We start from the raw sequence: 15,030 nt of genomic DNA, 5'->3' as shown, positions 1-15,030 counted from the left end.
TTACATAATGTCTGGTGGCAATAGCGGAGAGGTCACACCTGTTCCCATGCCGAACACAGAAGTTAAGCTCTCCAGCGCCCATGGTAGTTGGGGCTTTGCCCCTGCGAGAGTAGGACGCCGCCAGGCAAAACAAACACCCTTGAATGAGAATCAACTCGTTCAAGGGTGTTTTTTTATACGCTTATATCGCGTCCCTACTGACGGTTTTCCCATAAAGAATTTGAAATTAAAATGGAAACAATCATTCCCGACACTAACGTTTACATAAAATAAAAATAGCAAATCAGATTTCAGTTAACAAGGAATGGGTATTTATCTAATTAGGAGAAGGAGGAATTACCGTGCAGTTATCAAGTTTAATCCATGAAGATTTCACCCTAATGGTAATCCGCTTATTTGTTGCATTACTGCTGTCTGGGTTAATAGGCTTTGAAAGGGAATGGAATAACCATGCAGCTGGTTTTCGAACTCATATTTTGGTAGGCGTGGGTTCTTGCCTGATGATGCTCTTATCGATATATGGATTCGAAACCTTTATAGAGAAGTACGACCATGTCCGCTTCGATCCTGCACGTATCCCTTCTTATGTGATTAGTGGTATAGGATTTTTAGGCGCAGGTACTATTATGACTCATGGTATTAACATCCGTGGATTGACGACCGCAGCATCCATTTGGGCCGTTGCAGGATTGGGACTTGTAGTGGGATCTGGAATGTACATCTTAGCATTAGTTGCTACACTGATTATCCTGCTAAGTTTGGTTTTTTTGCAACAGATAGAAAGGATATTTTTAAACAAACGGGCGAACATTCATTTTGAACTTATTGTGGATGAAGGATTGAAAATCGAAAGCTTGCTCCGGATTTTTGAAAAATATCACTCGAAAATAGAAAAAATGGAAGTACAAAGGACAGAGGACGACTCGAGAAGTCTATTTATCGAACTGGAAAATAAAATACAAATCGATAAGTACCAATTAATTGAGGAAATGTCTTCTCTAGAGCACTTAAAAAGAGTAAAGGAAATTTAAAGGATTATTTCATTGAAAAGAAGAAATTTTAATAAACGGAGGAAAAAAACGACCTACTGTAAGTTTATCCCGTCCTTTTAAGGAAAAGATATTTACTGAACTTTTTATTTGCATCCTGTGCAAAGATGAGTATAATAAAAGTAAAGTCAAAGATAGTCAAAGTCAAAACTGAGGAGGGGAGGGCGTATGAGCAATATATCCGATGTAATTGAAAGTTATTTGAAAGAAATCCTTCGTGCCAATAACAAAAATGCAGTGGAAATAAAACGAAGTGAGATAGCGAATCAATTCCAGTGTGTGCCTTCTCAGATAAATTATGTGATTAAAACCCGCTTCACTGTGGAAAGGGGCTATATAGTCGAAAGCAAACGCGGAGGCGGAGGCTATATTCGCATTATAAGAATAAAAAATGAAGATAAAGCAAAATTGATTGACGATATTATAAAAATGATTCAACCTGCGGTAACACAGCAGGCTGCTATGGATATATTGGAGCGCATGCTGGAGGAAGAGTTGATTACCAAGCGTGAGGCAAAGATGATGACAAGCGCTATCGATCGCAGCACTCTTGCCTTTCAACTGCCGGTTCGTGATGAAATACGGTCCCGTATTATGACCGCAATGCTTTCCACTCTTAAATATTAGGGCAGAAGGGGGAGTTGAGATGGAGTGCCAAGAATGCCACGAGCGTCCAGCTACATTGCATTTCTCAAAAATCGTTAATGGTAATAAAACAGAAATTCATGTTTGCGAGTACTGTGCGAAAGAAAAAGGGTATATGGGATATGAGGACGAAGCATATTCCCTGCACAATTTATTATCCGGTTTGTTTAATTTTGATAGTGGATCAGGTTTTAATGAACAGCATGCGAGCAGCGTTTCTTCTGAACAACGGCTGACCTGTCCAAAATGTGGAATGACGTATCAGGAGTTCGCCAGAATCGGTAAGTTCGGATGTGCACATTGCTACCAAACCTTCTCCGACAGGCTTAATCCTGTTTTTCGACGTGTTCATAGCGGCAACACTACCCATCATGGGAAAATTCCTTCCAGGATAGGAAGCGGTATTCAACAGAAACGGAAATTGGCTGAATATCGTGAACAGCTAAAGCAACTAATTGCAAATGAGGAATTTGAAAGTGCTGCTCAAGTAAGGGATAAAATTAAAGAATTGGAAAATGGTCTTAGTCGGGACGGGGAAGGTGAGCAGGAATGAGTTTGCAGCAATTTATGAAGGAAGCAATCAGTCCTTGGATGAAGGAAGAAGGACCGGCCAGCGACATTGTGATGAGCAGCAGGATTCGTTTAGCGAGAAACTTTGAACAAGTTCCTTTCCCGATTATTGCCGGAACAGAGGATTTGGAAAAGGTCCTTTCTTTTTTCGAAACGGAATATGAACACCAATCGTTTTCCAACTACAATGATCTGGCATTAATTAAGATGCGCGATTTGAAACCAATTGAAAAAAGGGTTTTAGTTGAAAAGCACTTGATCAGCCCGCATCTTGCGGAAAATGATGAAGAGGCTGCAGCGTTGATTTCGAGTAATGAGCAAGTGTCAGTGATGGTGAATGAAGAAGACCATATCCGTATTCAATTATATTTTCCAGGCTTCCAACTGGAAAAAGCGCTTGAGCAAGCTTTTTCCTTTGATGATTGGCTGGAAGAACGAATTAATTATGCCTTTGATGAAAGCCGTGGTTATTTAACGAGCTGCCCGACAAACGTGGGTACCGGAATGCGTGCTTCCGTTATGATGCACTTGCCCGCTTTGGCTCTTACCCAAAAAATTAATCGAATGATCCCGGCAATTAGCCAGTTAGGTCTGGTCGTGAGAGGCATATACGGAGAAGGCAGTGAGGCTATCGGGAATATTTTTCAGATTTCCAATCAGATTACCCTGGGGAAATCGGAGCAAGATATCGTCCAAGACTTACGAAGTGTGGTAAATCAATTGATTGACCAAGAGCGAAAAGCCAGAGAGCTGTTGGTTGAACAATCTGAGTTACAGCTGGAAGACAGGGTTTTCCGATCTTACGGTACTTTGCAGCACAGCAGAATCATTGAGTCTAAAGAAGCTGCTAAATGTTTGTCTGATGTGCGTCTCGGTATTGATGTAGGGTATATAAACAATATCTCGAAGAGTATTCTCAACGAGCTGATGATTCTGTCCCAGCCCGGATTTTTGCAACATTATGCCAAAAGGATGCTGTCGGCAAAAGAACGGGATATACTTAGGGCTTCATTGATCAGAGAACGGTTTAAACTGGAAAATTAACTAATGTAAGGAGGAAGACCTGATATGATGTTTGGTCGATTTACCGAAAGAGCACAAAAAGTATTGGCCTTGTCCCAGGAAGAAGCGGTCAGGTTAGGTCATAACAATATTGGAACAGAACATATTCTTCTAGGTTTGGTAAGAGAAGGGGAAGGCATTGCTGCAAAAGCATTAAGCTCTCTCGGACTTGAAACCGAAAAAATCCAGGAGGAAGTAGAACAGTTGATCGGACGCGGACAAAAAGTATCACAGACGATCCATTATACACCGCGTGCGAAGAAAGTCATTGAACTCTCCATGGATGAAGCGAGAAAGCTGGGACACTCCTATGTCGGAACCGAACATATTCTGTTGGGTCTGATCCGTGAAGGCGAAGGCGTCGCTGCAAGAGTCCTGAACAATTTAGGCGTAAGCCTGAACAAGGCCAGACAGCAAGTATTGCAGCTACTGGGCAGCAATGAATCGGCGGCAGGTCAGCACGGCCGCAATGGTTCGCAATCAACAGCTACAGCCAATACACCGACATTAGATTCTCTGGCGAGGGATTTAACATCGATTGCCAAAGACGGCAACGTGGATCCTGTCATTGGGCGTGGAAAAGAGATTGAACGTGTCATTCAGGTGTTAAGCCGCCGTACGAAAAACAATCCGGTGTTGATCGGCGAGCCGGGAGTCGGAAAAACAGCTGTTGCTGAAGGACTTGCTCAGAAGATTGTGAACAATGACGTTCCGGAAATTCTACGGGATAAACGGGTAATGACCCTTGATATGGGGACAGTCGTTGCCGGTACAAAATATCGTGGCGAATTTGAAGATCGCTTAAAGAAAGTAATGGAAGAAATACGACAGGCGGGAAATATTATCCTGTTTATTGATGAACTTCATACACTTATCGGAGCTGGTGGCGCAGAAGGTGCTATTGATGCTTCCAATATCCTCAAGCCTTCGCTTGCACGGGGTGAACTACAATGTATCGGAGCAACAACGCTGGATGAATACCGGAAGTATATTGAAAAAGATGCAGCTTTAGAGCGTCGCTTCCAGCCAATTCAAGTCGATGAGCCGACAATGGATCAATCGATGCAAATTTTACGAGGATTACGTGATCGCTATGAAGCTCATCACCGTGTTACTATCACGGATGAAGCGATCGAGGCGGCTGTCACTTTGTCCGACCGTTATATCACCGATCGCTTTTTACCAGACAAGGCTATCGATCTAATTGATGAAGCAGGTTCGAAAGTGCGTCTCCGTTCTTATACTGCTCCACCAAACCTGAAAGATTTGGAACAAAAGCTGGAAGAAGTACGCAAGGAAAAGGATGCAGCTGTGCAGAGCCAGGAATTTGAAAAGGCGGCATCTTTGCGTGACAGCGAGCAGCGGTTAAGAGATGAATTGGACCAAACAAAAGAGGAATGGAAGGAACAGCAGGGGCAGGAGAGCTCGGAAGTGACGGTGGAAGACATCGCGAGTGTAGTCTCTACCTGGACGGGAGTCCCTGTTTCTAAGCTTACCAAAGACGAAAGTGAACGCCTGTTGAATATGGAAGAAGTATTACACGACCGTGTAATCGGGCAGGAAGAGGCAGTGAAAGCCGTGGCAAAAGCTATCCGCCGTGCCCGGGCCGGATTGAAAGATCCGAAACGCCCAATCGGTTCCTTTATCTTTTTAGGACCAACTGGTGTTGGTAAAACAGAGTTGGCACGTGCTTTGGCTGATACCATGTTCGGTGATGAAGAAGCAATGATTCGGATTGATATGTCTGAGTATATGGAAAAACACTCGACTTCCCGTCTTGTCGGTTCACCTCCTGGTTACGTCGGATATGAAGAAGGCGGCCAACTTACTGAGAAAGTAAGAAGAAAGCCATACTCCGTCGTGCTGCTTGATGAAGTCGAAAAGGCCCATCCAGAAGTATTTAATATTCTGCTTCAAGTATTGGAAGACGGCCGGTTGACCGACTCAAAAGGAAGACTGGTTGACTTCCGCAATACCGTTTTAATCATGACTTCTAACGTGGGTGCCAGTGAATTGAAACGTAACAAATATGTCGGCTTTAATCTGGGAGACGAGGACCAAGGCTATAAAGGAATGCGGGAGAAGGTAATAGGGGAATTGAAAAAAGCATTCCGCCCCGAATTCCTTAACCGGATTGATGAGACGATTGTCTTCCATTCACTTGAAAGGAAGCATATGAATGAGATTGTCAGTCTCATGGCGGGTGAACTGCAAAAACGGCTTGCCGACCAGGATATTGAATTCACTTTATCCGAAAAAGCGGTGGAAAAAATCGCAAATGAAGGGTTTGATCCTGAATATGGTGCACGTCCGCTCCGTCGTTCCATTCAGAAAAACGTCGAAGACCTTCTGTCCGAAGAATTATTAAAAGAAAAAATTCAAAAAGGGCAAAAAGTGATCATCGATGTCAATAAAGATGATGAATTTACCGTTACAGCACAATAAAGTGAAATTGTCGGTTGCGACTGTGAAAAACGGAAGGTTAAATCCCTTCCGTTTTTTCGTTCGTCTATGCCTTATGGACGAATGTGCTATTTTTTTTAATAAATTGATAGAAGTCTGTAACTTGTTCGTTATCTCATTCGTATACAATAGGTGAGGAGAGATTATATTGGCAAAAAGAAAGACGAAGTATGTTTGTCAGGAATGCGGATATGAAACGCCAAAGTGGATGGGCAAGTGTCCAGGCTGTCATAACTGGAATACATTTGTAGAGGAAGTGGAAGCATCGTCGTCTTCCTCCAGACATACATTCCAGACACAACCGGGAACAAAATCGAAACCGGAAAAAATTACAGCTATCCATTCTGAAGAAGAACCGCGTGTCACTACCAAGATGCCAGAATTCAACCGGGTGCTTGGCGGAGGAATCGTCCCTGGATCGTTAGTTCTGATCGGTGGAGACCCCGGGATAGGAAAATCCACACTGCTTTTACAAGTATCATCACAGCTTGCAAGAAAACAAATGAACGTATTATATATATCTGGTGAGGAATCGGCTCGACAGACAAAATTAAGAGCAGACCGGCTTGGAGTAACTTCGGACAACCTTTACGTGCTGGCCGAAACAAATTTGCTGGATATATCCAATCAGATTGAGCAATTGAATCCTTCTTTTGTGGTAATTGATTCGATCCAGACTATTTATCGGGAAGAAGTCACCAGTGCTCCCGGGAGTGTTTCACAAGTAAGGGAATGTACGAGCGAGCTCATGCGTATAGCTAAGAGTAAAGGAATTCCCATTTTCATCGTCGGCCATGTCACCAAAGAAGGGTCGATTGCCGGACCGAGGCTTCTTGAACATATGGTAGATGCTGTTCTTTATTTCGAAGGGGAACGACATCATACATTCCGTATTTTAAGAGGCGTAAAAAACCGTTTCGGAAGTACCAATGAAATGGGTATCTTTGAAATGAAAGAAGAAGGCTTGCGCGAAGTGAAAAATCCATCGGAAATTTTTCTGGAAGAACGCTCACAGGGTGCTGCAGGATCTACCGTTGTGGCATCCATGGAAGGAAGTCGGCCGGTACTGGTGGAAATTCAAGCATTGATCTCGCCAACCAGCTTTGGAAATCCAAGACGGATGGCTACAGGCATTGATCACAACCGGGTACCGTTATTGATGGCTGTTTTGGAAAAAAGGGTTGGATTGATGCTGCAAAACCAGGATGCCTATGTGAAAGTGGCCGGGGGAGTGAAATTGGATGAACCCGCTATCGACTTGGCTGTTGCCGTCAGTATTGCTTCTAGCTTCCGGGATCAGGTATCCAGGCCCGACGATGTTTTGATCGGAGAAGTTGGACTGACCGGTGAAGTCAGGAGGGTTGCCAGGATCGATCAAAGAGTTCAAGAGGCTGCCAAACTTGGATTCCAACGGGCGATTATTCCGGCGAAAAATCTTGATGGATGGTCGACTCCGAACAATATTGAAATCATCGGGGTGAACACTGTCCAGGAAGCCTTAAAAGTGACGCTGGGAGGAAACTAAATGGAATGGCAGGGTAGAAGTGAAGCGCAGGTAATCGAGTCAATGCTGAAGTTTGTAGCTCCTGGTACTCCTATGAGACAGGGAATCGACAATGTATTGAGAGCAAATACCGGGGGCCTGATCGTTGTTGGCAGTCCCGATAAGTTGAAGGGGGTTGTCGACGGTGGATTTGCTATAAACGCTTCCTTTTCCCCTGCAAACCTGTATGAGCTGGCGAAAATGGATGGAGCCATTCTTCTTAGTGAGGATGCATCGATGATTCTTTACGCGAATGTTCAGTTAATGCCGGAACCGACCATTCTTTCGAAAGAAACAGGAATGCGGCATCGTACAGCTGAACGCGTGGCAAAACAGACCAATACACTTGTTATTGCCATCTCTGAAAGAAGAAATGTCATTACCCTATATAACGGCGGTATCCGCTATGCGTTGAAAGAAATGGGCGTCATCTTAACAAAGGCCAATCAAGCCATGCAGACGCTGGAAAAATATAAGATTGTCCTTGATCAGACCCTGACAAATTTGGGGGCGCTGGAATTTGAGGAATTAGTGACATTGACAGAGATCGTGCAAGTCTTTCACCGGATAGAAATGGTACTGAGAATTAAAACAGAGATACTTAAATACATTACCGAATTAGGAACAGAAGGACGTCTGATCCAACTTCAATTGACAGAATTGGTTGCAGATATTGAGGAGGAGGCCGCATTCATCATCAAAGATTACAGTACGGATGCAGGCTTGTCTCCAGAGGAAATGCTGCTGAAGATGCAAGCTGGAGTTTCTCCTGAGCTGACAAGCGAGGAGCAGATCATCAAGATGTTAGGATATAGTCTCGATTCCAAACGGGACGAAATCATTTATCCGCGTGGATACCGGGTTCTGGCCAAAATACCCCGGCTGCCTCATGTCATTATCGATTATTTAATTGATCATTTTGGAGTTTTAAACGAAGTGGCCAATGCCTCTACCCAGGAGTTGGTGTCGGTTAATGGCGTTGGGGATATAAGGGCGAAAAAAATCAAGGACGGATTGAGCCGGCTTCAGGAGCAATTGTTCATTGACAGGCATATTTAAAATAGTTTGACTATTCAAATCTACTATGATAAAATCATATTTTTGCTTATTTGACTGCATTTGTCAAGTATGATACTTTAAATTTAGAAATCTGCCTATTGATCCGCATGGCGGAGAAAAGGCGGTTTTAATCAAAAAACAGATATACAACACTAAGAAACAATTATTCGGGGATAAATTTTATATACTTGGAAATACTGACTCATAGGAGGTGACCTTGGTGCTGAAAAGAATTGTACAGCTGTTCATTATTATAGCTGGCGGTACTATTGGATATTTGTATATACCGGATTTATTGGAATTGACGGGCATGACGAACGGAAATTGGGTAGAGTCACCATATGCGGGTCTAGTATTTGGGGCAATCATTTTATACTTAATATCTTTTTGGGTAGTAGATTACATCGTAGACTTTTTACGGTGGGTTGAGGAGACGCTTGTAAAAGCTCCGGTGGGTGATTTGCTTTTTGGCAGTCTCGGATTGATTCTCGGACTGGTAATCGCCTATTTAATAACCATACCTATCTCGGATATTGATATTAAACTTGTTTCCCAAGTATTACCGATGTTTGTGACATTTTTGCTGGGGTACTTCGGTTTCCAGGTCGGTTTTAAACGTCGTGATGAATTCTTGAACTTGCTGACGTTGGCAAGAAAGGAAAAAGATAAAACGGCTCTGGAAGAGAGCGAGACTGAAACCAACCAGCAAACACCTAAAGTGAAAATTTTAGATACGAGCGTCATTATTGACGGCAGGATTGCGGATATCTGTCAAACCAACTTTTTGGAAGGAACCGTGTTGATTCCGCAGTTTGTATTGGAAGAACTGCAGCATATCGCGGATTCTTCAGATGTACTGAAACGAAATCGGGGCCGCCGTGGACTTGATGTTCTGAACCGAATGCAGAAAGAGCTGCCTGTGAACGTGGAGATTTATGAAGGCGATTTTGAAGAGATCCAGGAGGTCGACAGCAAGCTTGTCAAGCTTGCCAAAGTGATCAATGGGATTGTTGTCACCAATGATTTCAATTTGAATAAAGTTTGTGAGTTCCAGAATGTTCAGGTACTGAATATTAATGACTTGGCCAATGCCGTCAAGCCGGTTGTCCTTCCGGGTGAAGAGCTGACCGTGCAGGTCATCAAAGACGGGAAGGAACAAAATCAGGGAGTAGCATACCTGGATGATGGAACCATGATCGTCGTCGAAGAAGGTAAGGAGTACATTGGCAAAACGATTGAAGTATTAATCACCAGTGTCTTACAAACTTCTGCTGGCCGGATGATCTTCGCGAAACCAAAATTACTTGAAAAAGCACTATAAAAAAGGTATAACTTATAGAGGAAAACAAAAGTGATAACAGTTCTGTTATCGCTTTTGTTATTAGAGGGCGCTTCATCATGGAAGCCATACATATAAACAAAAATGTGTCTTTTAATAGGAGTATTCCAGATATTAAAATTAGGATGGTAAAACAATGAGGGGTTATCAGGCTATCATACTGGCGGCAGGCCGAGGGAAACGGATGAAGGCCGGGGAAAACAAACAGTTTATTAACATAAATGGAAAGCCGCTGATACTCCACACGCTCCATGTGTTTCTGCAGGACAGCTGGTGTACAGCAATTACTTTGGTAGTAAATCCAAAGGAAGAAGAACGGATGAGGGAGCTGCTTGAGCCGTTCTTCACTCAGAAGGATATTCGCCTTGTTAGGGGCGGAGAAGAACGACAGGAAAGTGTGTTTGCCGGATTGGAAAGCATGAAAGGGTATAATGGCATGGTGTTTATTCATGACGGCGCCCGGCCCTTCGTGTCTACCGAACATCTCCATGCATTGGCCGAAACAACGGCAAAAAACGGGGCAGCCTTGCTGGCCGTTCCAGTTACCGATACGATTAAGCAAGTGATCGATGGCCGGTTGCAGACACTGGACAGAAAAACACTTTGGGCGGCGCAAACCCCGCAAAGCTTCGATTTCGATCTGATTTACCAGATTCATCAGCAGGCGGCTGAGCAAGGGATTCTGGGAACAGATGACGCTTCATTAGCAGAGCATTTTGGTCATGAAGTTGAAATCGTACAGGGAAGCTATCATAATATTAAAATCACAACACCGGAAGACTTGAGGAAAGCTCAAGCTTTTTTTGGGAAGTAAGCTTACTAACTAGTAAAGGGGATAATGGTCATGTTCCGTATAGGACAAGGTTTCGACGTCCATCAATTTGCCGAAGGTCGTCCTTGCATTATCGGGGGAGTGGATATTCCGTATGAGAAAGGACTTCTGGGTCATTCGGATGCGGATGTCCTGCTGCACACCATTGCTGATGCATGCCTGGGAGCCATTGGTGAAGGAGATATCGGCAAGCATTTTCCAGATACAGATCCAGCATTTAAAGATGCTGATTCGGAGCGTCTCCTGATTCACGTGTGGCAATTGGTTAAGGAAAAGGGATACAAGCTGGGTAACCTTGATTGCACTGTCATTGCCCAGGCTCCTAAAATGGCGCCTTATATAGATGAAATCAGAACTAATATTTGTCGTATCCTTGATGTCGATGTGATGCAAGTGAATGTCAAGGCGACAACCACGGAAAAACTGGGATTCCCGGGGAGAAAAGAAGGTATTGCTGCGCAGGCGGTTGTTTTATTGCATAATGATCAACAATAATCGACATTAGTGATAGAATGGGTACAGAATTGAACACGCTATTAGCAGAATGAAAATAGAGTAGTCAACAATAGGAAGGAGTTCGGCAAGATGACGAACGAAGTGAGGGTGCGCTATGCGCCCAGCCCAACCGGACATTTGCATATAGGAAATGCCCGTACAGCATTATTTAACTATTTATATGCCCGCCACCTAGGCGGTAAATTCATTATCCGCACGGAAGACACAGATGAAAAAAGAAATGTAGCGGGCGGCGAGGAAAGCCAGCTTAATTACTTGAAATGGCTCGGGATTGAATGGGACGAAGGTGCCGATATTGGCGGTGAATACGGTCCTTACCGGCAGACAGAACGGCTTGATTTGTATCAAAAGTATGTGGATGAACTGCTGGAAAGAGGACTTGCCTACAAATGTTATATGACCGCTGAAGAGCTGGAACAAGAGCGTGAAGAACAGCGTGCTAAAGGACAGGTGCCGAAATACTCCGGAGCGCACAGTAATCTTTCTGAGGAAGAAATCCAGCAATTTGAAGCGGAAGGCCGCCAGCCAAGTATTCGTTTCCGGGTGCCGAAGGATGTTACGTATCAATTTAACGATATCGTCCGCGGTGACATTTCCTTTGATTCCAGTGATTTTGGGGATTGGGTAATCGTCAAGAAAAACGGAATTCCTACTTATAATTTCGCTGTGGCAATCGATGATCACTTAATGAAAATTTCCCATGTACTGCGTGGCGAAGAGCACATTTCCAATACGCCAAAACAAATGATGATTTATGATGCGTTTAATTGGGAACCGCCAAAATTCGGCCATATGACACTGATTTTGAATGAAAACCGCAAGAAACTGAGCAAGCGGGATGAACATATTCTTCAGTTTATTGAACAGTACAAAAATCTCGGCTACCTGCCGGAGGCTCTCTTTAACTTTATCGCGCTTCTGGGATGGTCGCCGGTAGGAGAAGAAGAGCTGTTTAATCAAGAGCAGTTCATCGAAATTTTTGATCCGGAGCGATTGTCCACTTCGCCGGCAATCTTTGATCCGCAAAAATTGAAGTGGATGAATAACCAGTATATCAAAGCGGCTGATTTCGATCATGTCGTGAAGTTGACCTTGCCACATCTTATTCAGGCAGAAAGACTGCCGGAAAACATGGGTAAAGAGCAGGAAGACTGGGCGCTGGAGCTGATCGGGCTATACAAAGACCAGCTAAATTATGGGGCGGAAATCGTAGAATTGACGGAACTGTTTTTCCGGGAGGATATCCAATACGGCGAAGAGGCGCTCGAGGTTCTTCGCGAGGAACAGGTTCCGGAGGTCCTTTCCGTTTTCGCCGGGATGCTTGAAGCAAGTGAGGAATTTACGCCGGAAGCCATCAAAGCACAAATAAAAGCAACCCAAAAAGAAACAAAACAAAAAGGCAAAAAATTGTTCATGCCAATTCGTGTGGCGACAACTGGCCAGGTTCACGGACCAGAATTGCCTAATTCTATTCATTTGTTAGGCAAGGGCACCGTGCTGGCAAGGTTGCGTTCTGCCATTGATCAAATTAGTGAGTAAAAGCTTCACATTTCCAACGTTTTGTAATATAGTAATACTACAAATTTGAACGTTAAAGAGGAGAAGTAAATAGCGACAGGCTTAGAAAGAGAGAATCACCACCGGCTGAAAGTGATTTTAAGCTTCCGCTATTGAAATGCACCTCTGAGTCCCTTATTGAAACAAGTAGGTAAGGGCGGGCGCCTGCCGTTAACCAGGAACTTGAGTTGGGGAATTTCTTTCCCAAACAGAGTGGAACCGCGCTAAAGCGTCTCTGTGTATTTAGACACAGAGACGCTTTTTTATTATTAAAAATCCTTGTGGCGGGAAAGTGTTTGGATACAGGAGACAAATGATTCAACATGGAAGGGAGACAGTCTTACGTGGGTTTTTTCAGAATGCTGAAAGAAGACATACTTGTCGTATTTGATCAGGACCCGGCTGCCCGTACCTATTTCGAAGTGATTTTAACCTATTCCGGGTTGCATGCCATCTGGGCACATCGGGTTGCCCACGCTTTTTATAACAAGAAGTTTTATTTTATTGCCCGGGTAATTTCACAGTTCAGCCGTTTCTTGACAGGGATTGAAATTCATCCTGGGGCAAAAATAGGAAGAAGATTTTTTATTGACCACGGGATGGGCGTAGTGATTGGGGAAACATGTGAAATTGGAGATAATGTTACGATCTTCCAGGGAGTCACCTTGGGTGGAACCGGAAAAGAAAAAGGGAAAAGACACCCGACGATAAAGAATAATGCTCTTATCGCAACGGGGGCGAAGGTGCTCGGTTCAATTGTTATTGGCGAGAGTTCGAAAGTGGGGGCAGGTTCCGTTGTCCTCCATGATGTGCCTGACCATTCGACGGTCGTTGGAATACCAGGGCGTGTGGTGATTCAAAACGGGGAACGAGTGAGAAAAGACCTCGACCATCATAAGTTGCCTGATCCTGTTTCAGAAGTGTTGAAAGAAATGGAAGCGGAAATAGAGTCTTTGCGGAAAGAATTGAATGAGGTAAAAGGAGTGAAAAGCCATGACGATACAACTATATAATACATTGACCAGGCAGAAGGAACCTTTTGAAACCATTGAAGAAGGAAAAGTCAAAATGTATGTCTGCGGTCCAACTGTCTATAACTATATTCATATAGGAAACGCACGTCCTGCAATCGTCTTCGATACGGTGAGAAGATACTTGGAATATCGAGGATACGAGGTCAACTACGTATTAAATTTCACAGATGTCGACGACAAAATAATTAAAGCGGCAAAGGAGCTGGGGGAAGAAGTACCAGAAATATCTCAGCGGTTTATCAACGCCTATAAAGAAGATGTCGGAGCTCTAGGGGTAAAACAAGCCGATCATCATCCTCGTGTAACGGAAAGCATGGGGGAAATCATCGACTTTATTTCCCTGCTGATAGAGAAAGGGCATGCATACGAAGCGGAAGGGGACGTTTATTTCCGCACCCGCTCCTTTGACAATTACGGTAAGCTTTCTCATCAGTCGATAGATGAACTTCGATCTGGAGCAAGAATCCAGGTAGGGGAGAAAAAAGACGATCCGCTTGATTTCGCTTTGTGGAAACAGGCAAAACCAGATGAAATCTCTTGGGATTCTCCATGGGGGAAAGGACGTCCTGGATGGCACATCGAGTGCTCGGCCATGGCCAAAAAATACCTTGGGGATACAATCGATATTCATGCTGGTGGCCAGGATTTGGCTTTTCCTCATCATGAGAACGAAATTGCCCAATCAGAAGCTGGCAATGATCAACAGTTTGCCAACTATTGGATGCACAATGGTTATATCAATATAGATAACGAAAAAATGTCCAAGTCACTCGGAAACTTTGTACTGGCTCATGATTTGATTGAACAGCATGATCCTCAGGTAGTACGATTCTTCATGCTTAGTGTCCATTACCGTCACCCGATCAATTTCAGCGAAGGATTGCTGGAAAGTGCGAAAAATAGTTTGGACCGAATCAAAAATGCTTACTTGAATCTCGAGCATCGCAAGCAGTCGAGCACGAATCTTGATGAAAACGAGGATAAATGGCTGGAAAAAGTGGAGACCTATCAAGAAAGATTTGTTGCAGAGATGGACGACGACTTCAATACGGCCAATGCGATAGCTGTCCTGTTTGACATAGCGAAAGATGCCAATGTCTACTTACAGTCAAGCCATACCTCGGAACGGGTCATCGAAAAACTGATGGATTTGTTGGAACAACAGACAGCGGTTCTTGGGATTCAGTTAAAACAGGAAGAAGAATTGCTGGACGAAGAAGTGGAAGCAATGATTACACAAAGGAACGATGCAAGAAAAAACCGGGATTTCGTGCTAGCGGACCAAATTCGTGACGATTTGAAAGAACAGGGAATCATTCTAGAGGACACACCGCAGGGAACGCGGTGGAAGCGGGGCTGAC

At 43.9% G+C, this 15,030-nt stretch carries 13 protein-coding genes, 1 rRNA gene and 1 other annotated feature; all 14 genes read left to right on the top strand.

Going from position 1 to position 15,030, the window contains the following annotated elements; all coding sequences use genetic code 11:
- The first annotated feature begins 10 nt into the window (after positions 1-10).
- The 14 genes from rrf (at position 11) to cysS (ending at position 15,029) form a co-directional block, all read left to right on the top strand.
- A 5S ribosomal RNA gene (rrf, locus tag BN1067_RS04350) occupies positions 11-126 on the top strand.
- 254 nt (positions 127-380) lie between these two features.
- Positions 381-1,031, top strand: coding sequence for an MgtC/SapB family protein (locus BN1067_RS04345; protein ID WP_110943312.1), 651 nt, complete (start codon positions 381-383; stop codon positions 1,029-1,031).
- A 186-nt stretch (positions 1,032-1,217) separates the two neighbouring features.
- On the top strand, positions 1,218-1,676 hold the full coding sequence (locus BN1067_RS04340) for a CtsR family transcriptional regulator (RefSeq protein WP_053217645.1): 459 nt from the start codon (positions 1,218-1,220) through the stop codon (positions 1,674-1,676).
- A gap of 19 nt (positions 1,677-1,695) precedes the next feature.
- Positions 1,696-2,247, top strand: coding sequence for a UvrB/UvrC motif-containing protein (locus BN1067_RS04335; RefSeq protein ID WP_053217644.1), 552 nt, complete (start codon positions 1,696-1,698; stop codon positions 2,245-2,247).
- Complete coding sequence (locus BN1067_RS04330; protein WP_053217643.1) at positions 2,244-3,308, top strand: protein arginine kinase; 1,065 nt, start codon at positions 2,244-2,246, stop codon at positions 3,306-3,308. The genes BN1067_RS04335 and BN1067_RS04330 overlap by 4 nt, the downstream gene beginning before the upstream one ends.
- 24 nt (positions 3,309-3,332) lie before the next feature.
- Positions 3,333-5,771 (top strand): ATP-dependent protease ATP-binding subunit ClpC, encoded by a 2,439-nt coding sequence (gene clpC / locus BN1067_RS04325; RefSeq protein ID WP_053217642.1) that lies wholly within the window; start codon positions 3,333-3,335, stop codon positions 5,769-5,771.
- Positions 5,772-5,937: 166 nt separating this feature from the next.
- Complete coding sequence (radA, locus tag BN1067_RS04320) at positions 5,938-7,314, top strand: DNA repair protein RadA (protein WP_053217641.1); 1,377 nt, start codon at positions 5,938-5,940, stop codon at positions 7,312-7,314.
- A complete protein-coding gene (gene disA / locus BN1067_RS04315; protein WP_053217640.1) occupies positions 7,315-8,391 on the top strand; it encodes a DNA integrity scanning diadenylate cyclase DisA in 1,077 nt (358 codons plus the stop codon).
- Between the two features lie 220 nt (positions 8,392-8,611).
- Positions 8,612-9,712 carry a PIN/TRAM domain-containing protein gene (locus BN1067_RS04310; RefSeq protein WP_053217639.1) on the top strand — a complete coding sequence of 367 codons (1,101 nt, stop codon included), beginning with the start codon at positions 8,612-8,614 and terminating at the stop codon, positions 9,710-9,712.
- Positions 9,713-9,866: 154 nt separating this feature from the next.
- On the top strand, positions 9,867-10,544 hold the full coding sequence (ispD, locus tag BN1067_RS04305; RefSeq protein WP_053217638.1) for a 2-C-methyl-D-erythritol 4-phosphate cytidylyltransferase: 678 nt from the start codon (positions 9,867-9,869) through the stop codon (positions 10,542-10,544).
- A 30-nt stretch (positions 10,545-10,574) separates the two neighbouring features.
- Positions 10,575-11,057, top strand: coding sequence for a 2-C-methyl-D-erythritol 2,4-cyclodiphosphate synthase (gene ispF / locus BN1067_RS04300; protein ID WP_053217637.1), 483 nt, complete (start codon positions 10,575-10,577; stop codon positions 11,055-11,057).
- Positions 11,058-11,147: 90 nt separating this feature from the next.
- Positions 11,148-12,617 (top strand): glutamate--tRNA ligase, encoded by a 1,470-nt coding sequence (gltX, locus tag BN1067_RS04295; RefSeq protein ID WP_053217636.1) that lies wholly within the window; start codon positions 11,148-11,150, stop codon positions 12,615-12,617.
- 43 nt (positions 12,618-12,660) lie between these two features.
- Positions 12,661-12,875 (top strand) — a binding site (T-box leader).
- Positions 12,876-12,994: 119 nt separating this feature from the next.
- The gene (gene cysE, locus BN1067_RS04290; RefSeq protein ID WP_234400625.1) at positions 12,995-13,648 is read left to right on the top strand and encodes a serine O-acetyltransferase; all 654 of its coding nucleotides are present in this window, start codon (positions 12,995-12,997) and stop codon (positions 13,646-13,648) included.
- Positions 13,629-15,029 (top strand): cysteine--tRNA ligase, encoded by a 1,401-nt coding sequence (gene cysS, locus BN1067_RS04285; protein WP_053217634.1) that lies wholly within the window; start codon positions 13,629-13,631, stop codon positions 15,027-15,029. The genes cysE and cysS overlap by 20 nt, the downstream gene beginning before the upstream one ends.
- Position 15,030: the final 1 nt, after the last annotated feature.

It is taken from the genome of Virgibacillus senegalensis (genome assembly GCF_000821245.2).
Lineage (GTDB): Bacteria > Bacillota > Bacilli > Bacillales > Amphibacillaceae > Sediminibacillus > Sediminibacillus senegalensis.
Note: the sequence above shows the minus strand (reverse complement) of the source record. Positions and strands in the feature narration are given on the sequence as shown.

Bases quoted from the DNA above. Each gene is read 5' to 3' on its own strand.
- BN1067_RS04345 (WP_110943312.1), top strand. From the start codon at position 381: ATGGTAATCCGCTTATTTGTTGCATTACTGCTGTCTGGGTTAATAGGC.
- BN1067_RS04340 (WP_053217645.1), top strand. From the start codon at position 1,218: ATGAGCAATATATCCGATGTAATTGAAAGTTATTTGAAAGAAATCCTT.
- BN1067_RS04335 (WP_053217644.1), top strand. From the start codon at position 1,696: ATGGAGTGCCAAGAATGCCACGAGCGTCCAGCTACATTGCATTTCTCA.
- BN1067_RS04330 (WP_053217643.1), top strand. From the start codon at position 2,244: ATGAGTTTGCAGCAATTTATGAAGGAAGCAATCAGTCCTTGGATGAAG.
- clpC (WP_053217642.1), top strand. From the start codon at position 3,333: ATGATGTTTGGTCGATTTACCGAAAGAGCACAAAAAGTATTGGCCTTG.
- disA (WP_053217640.1), top strand. From the start codon at position 7,315: ATGGAATGGCAGGGTAGAAGTGAAGCGCAGGTAATCGAGTCAATGCTG.
- ispD (WP_053217638.1), top strand. From the start codon at position 9,867: ATGAGGGGTTATCAGGCTATCATACTGGCGGCAGGCCGAGGGAAACGG.
- ispF (WP_053217637.1), top strand. From the start codon at position 10,575: ATGTTCCGTATAGGACAAGGTTTCGACGTCCATCAATTTGCCGAAGGT.
- gltX (WP_053217636.1), top strand. From the start codon at position 11,148: ATGACGAACGAAGTGAGGGTGCGCTATGCGCCCAGCCCAACCGGACAT.
- cysE (WP_234400625.1), top strand. From the start codon at position 12,995: ATGCTGAAAGAAGACATACTTGTCGTATTTGATCAGGACCCGGCTGCC.
- cysS (WP_053217634.1), top strand. From the start codon at position 13,629: ATGACGATACAACTATATAATACATTGACCAGGCAGAAGGAACCTTTT.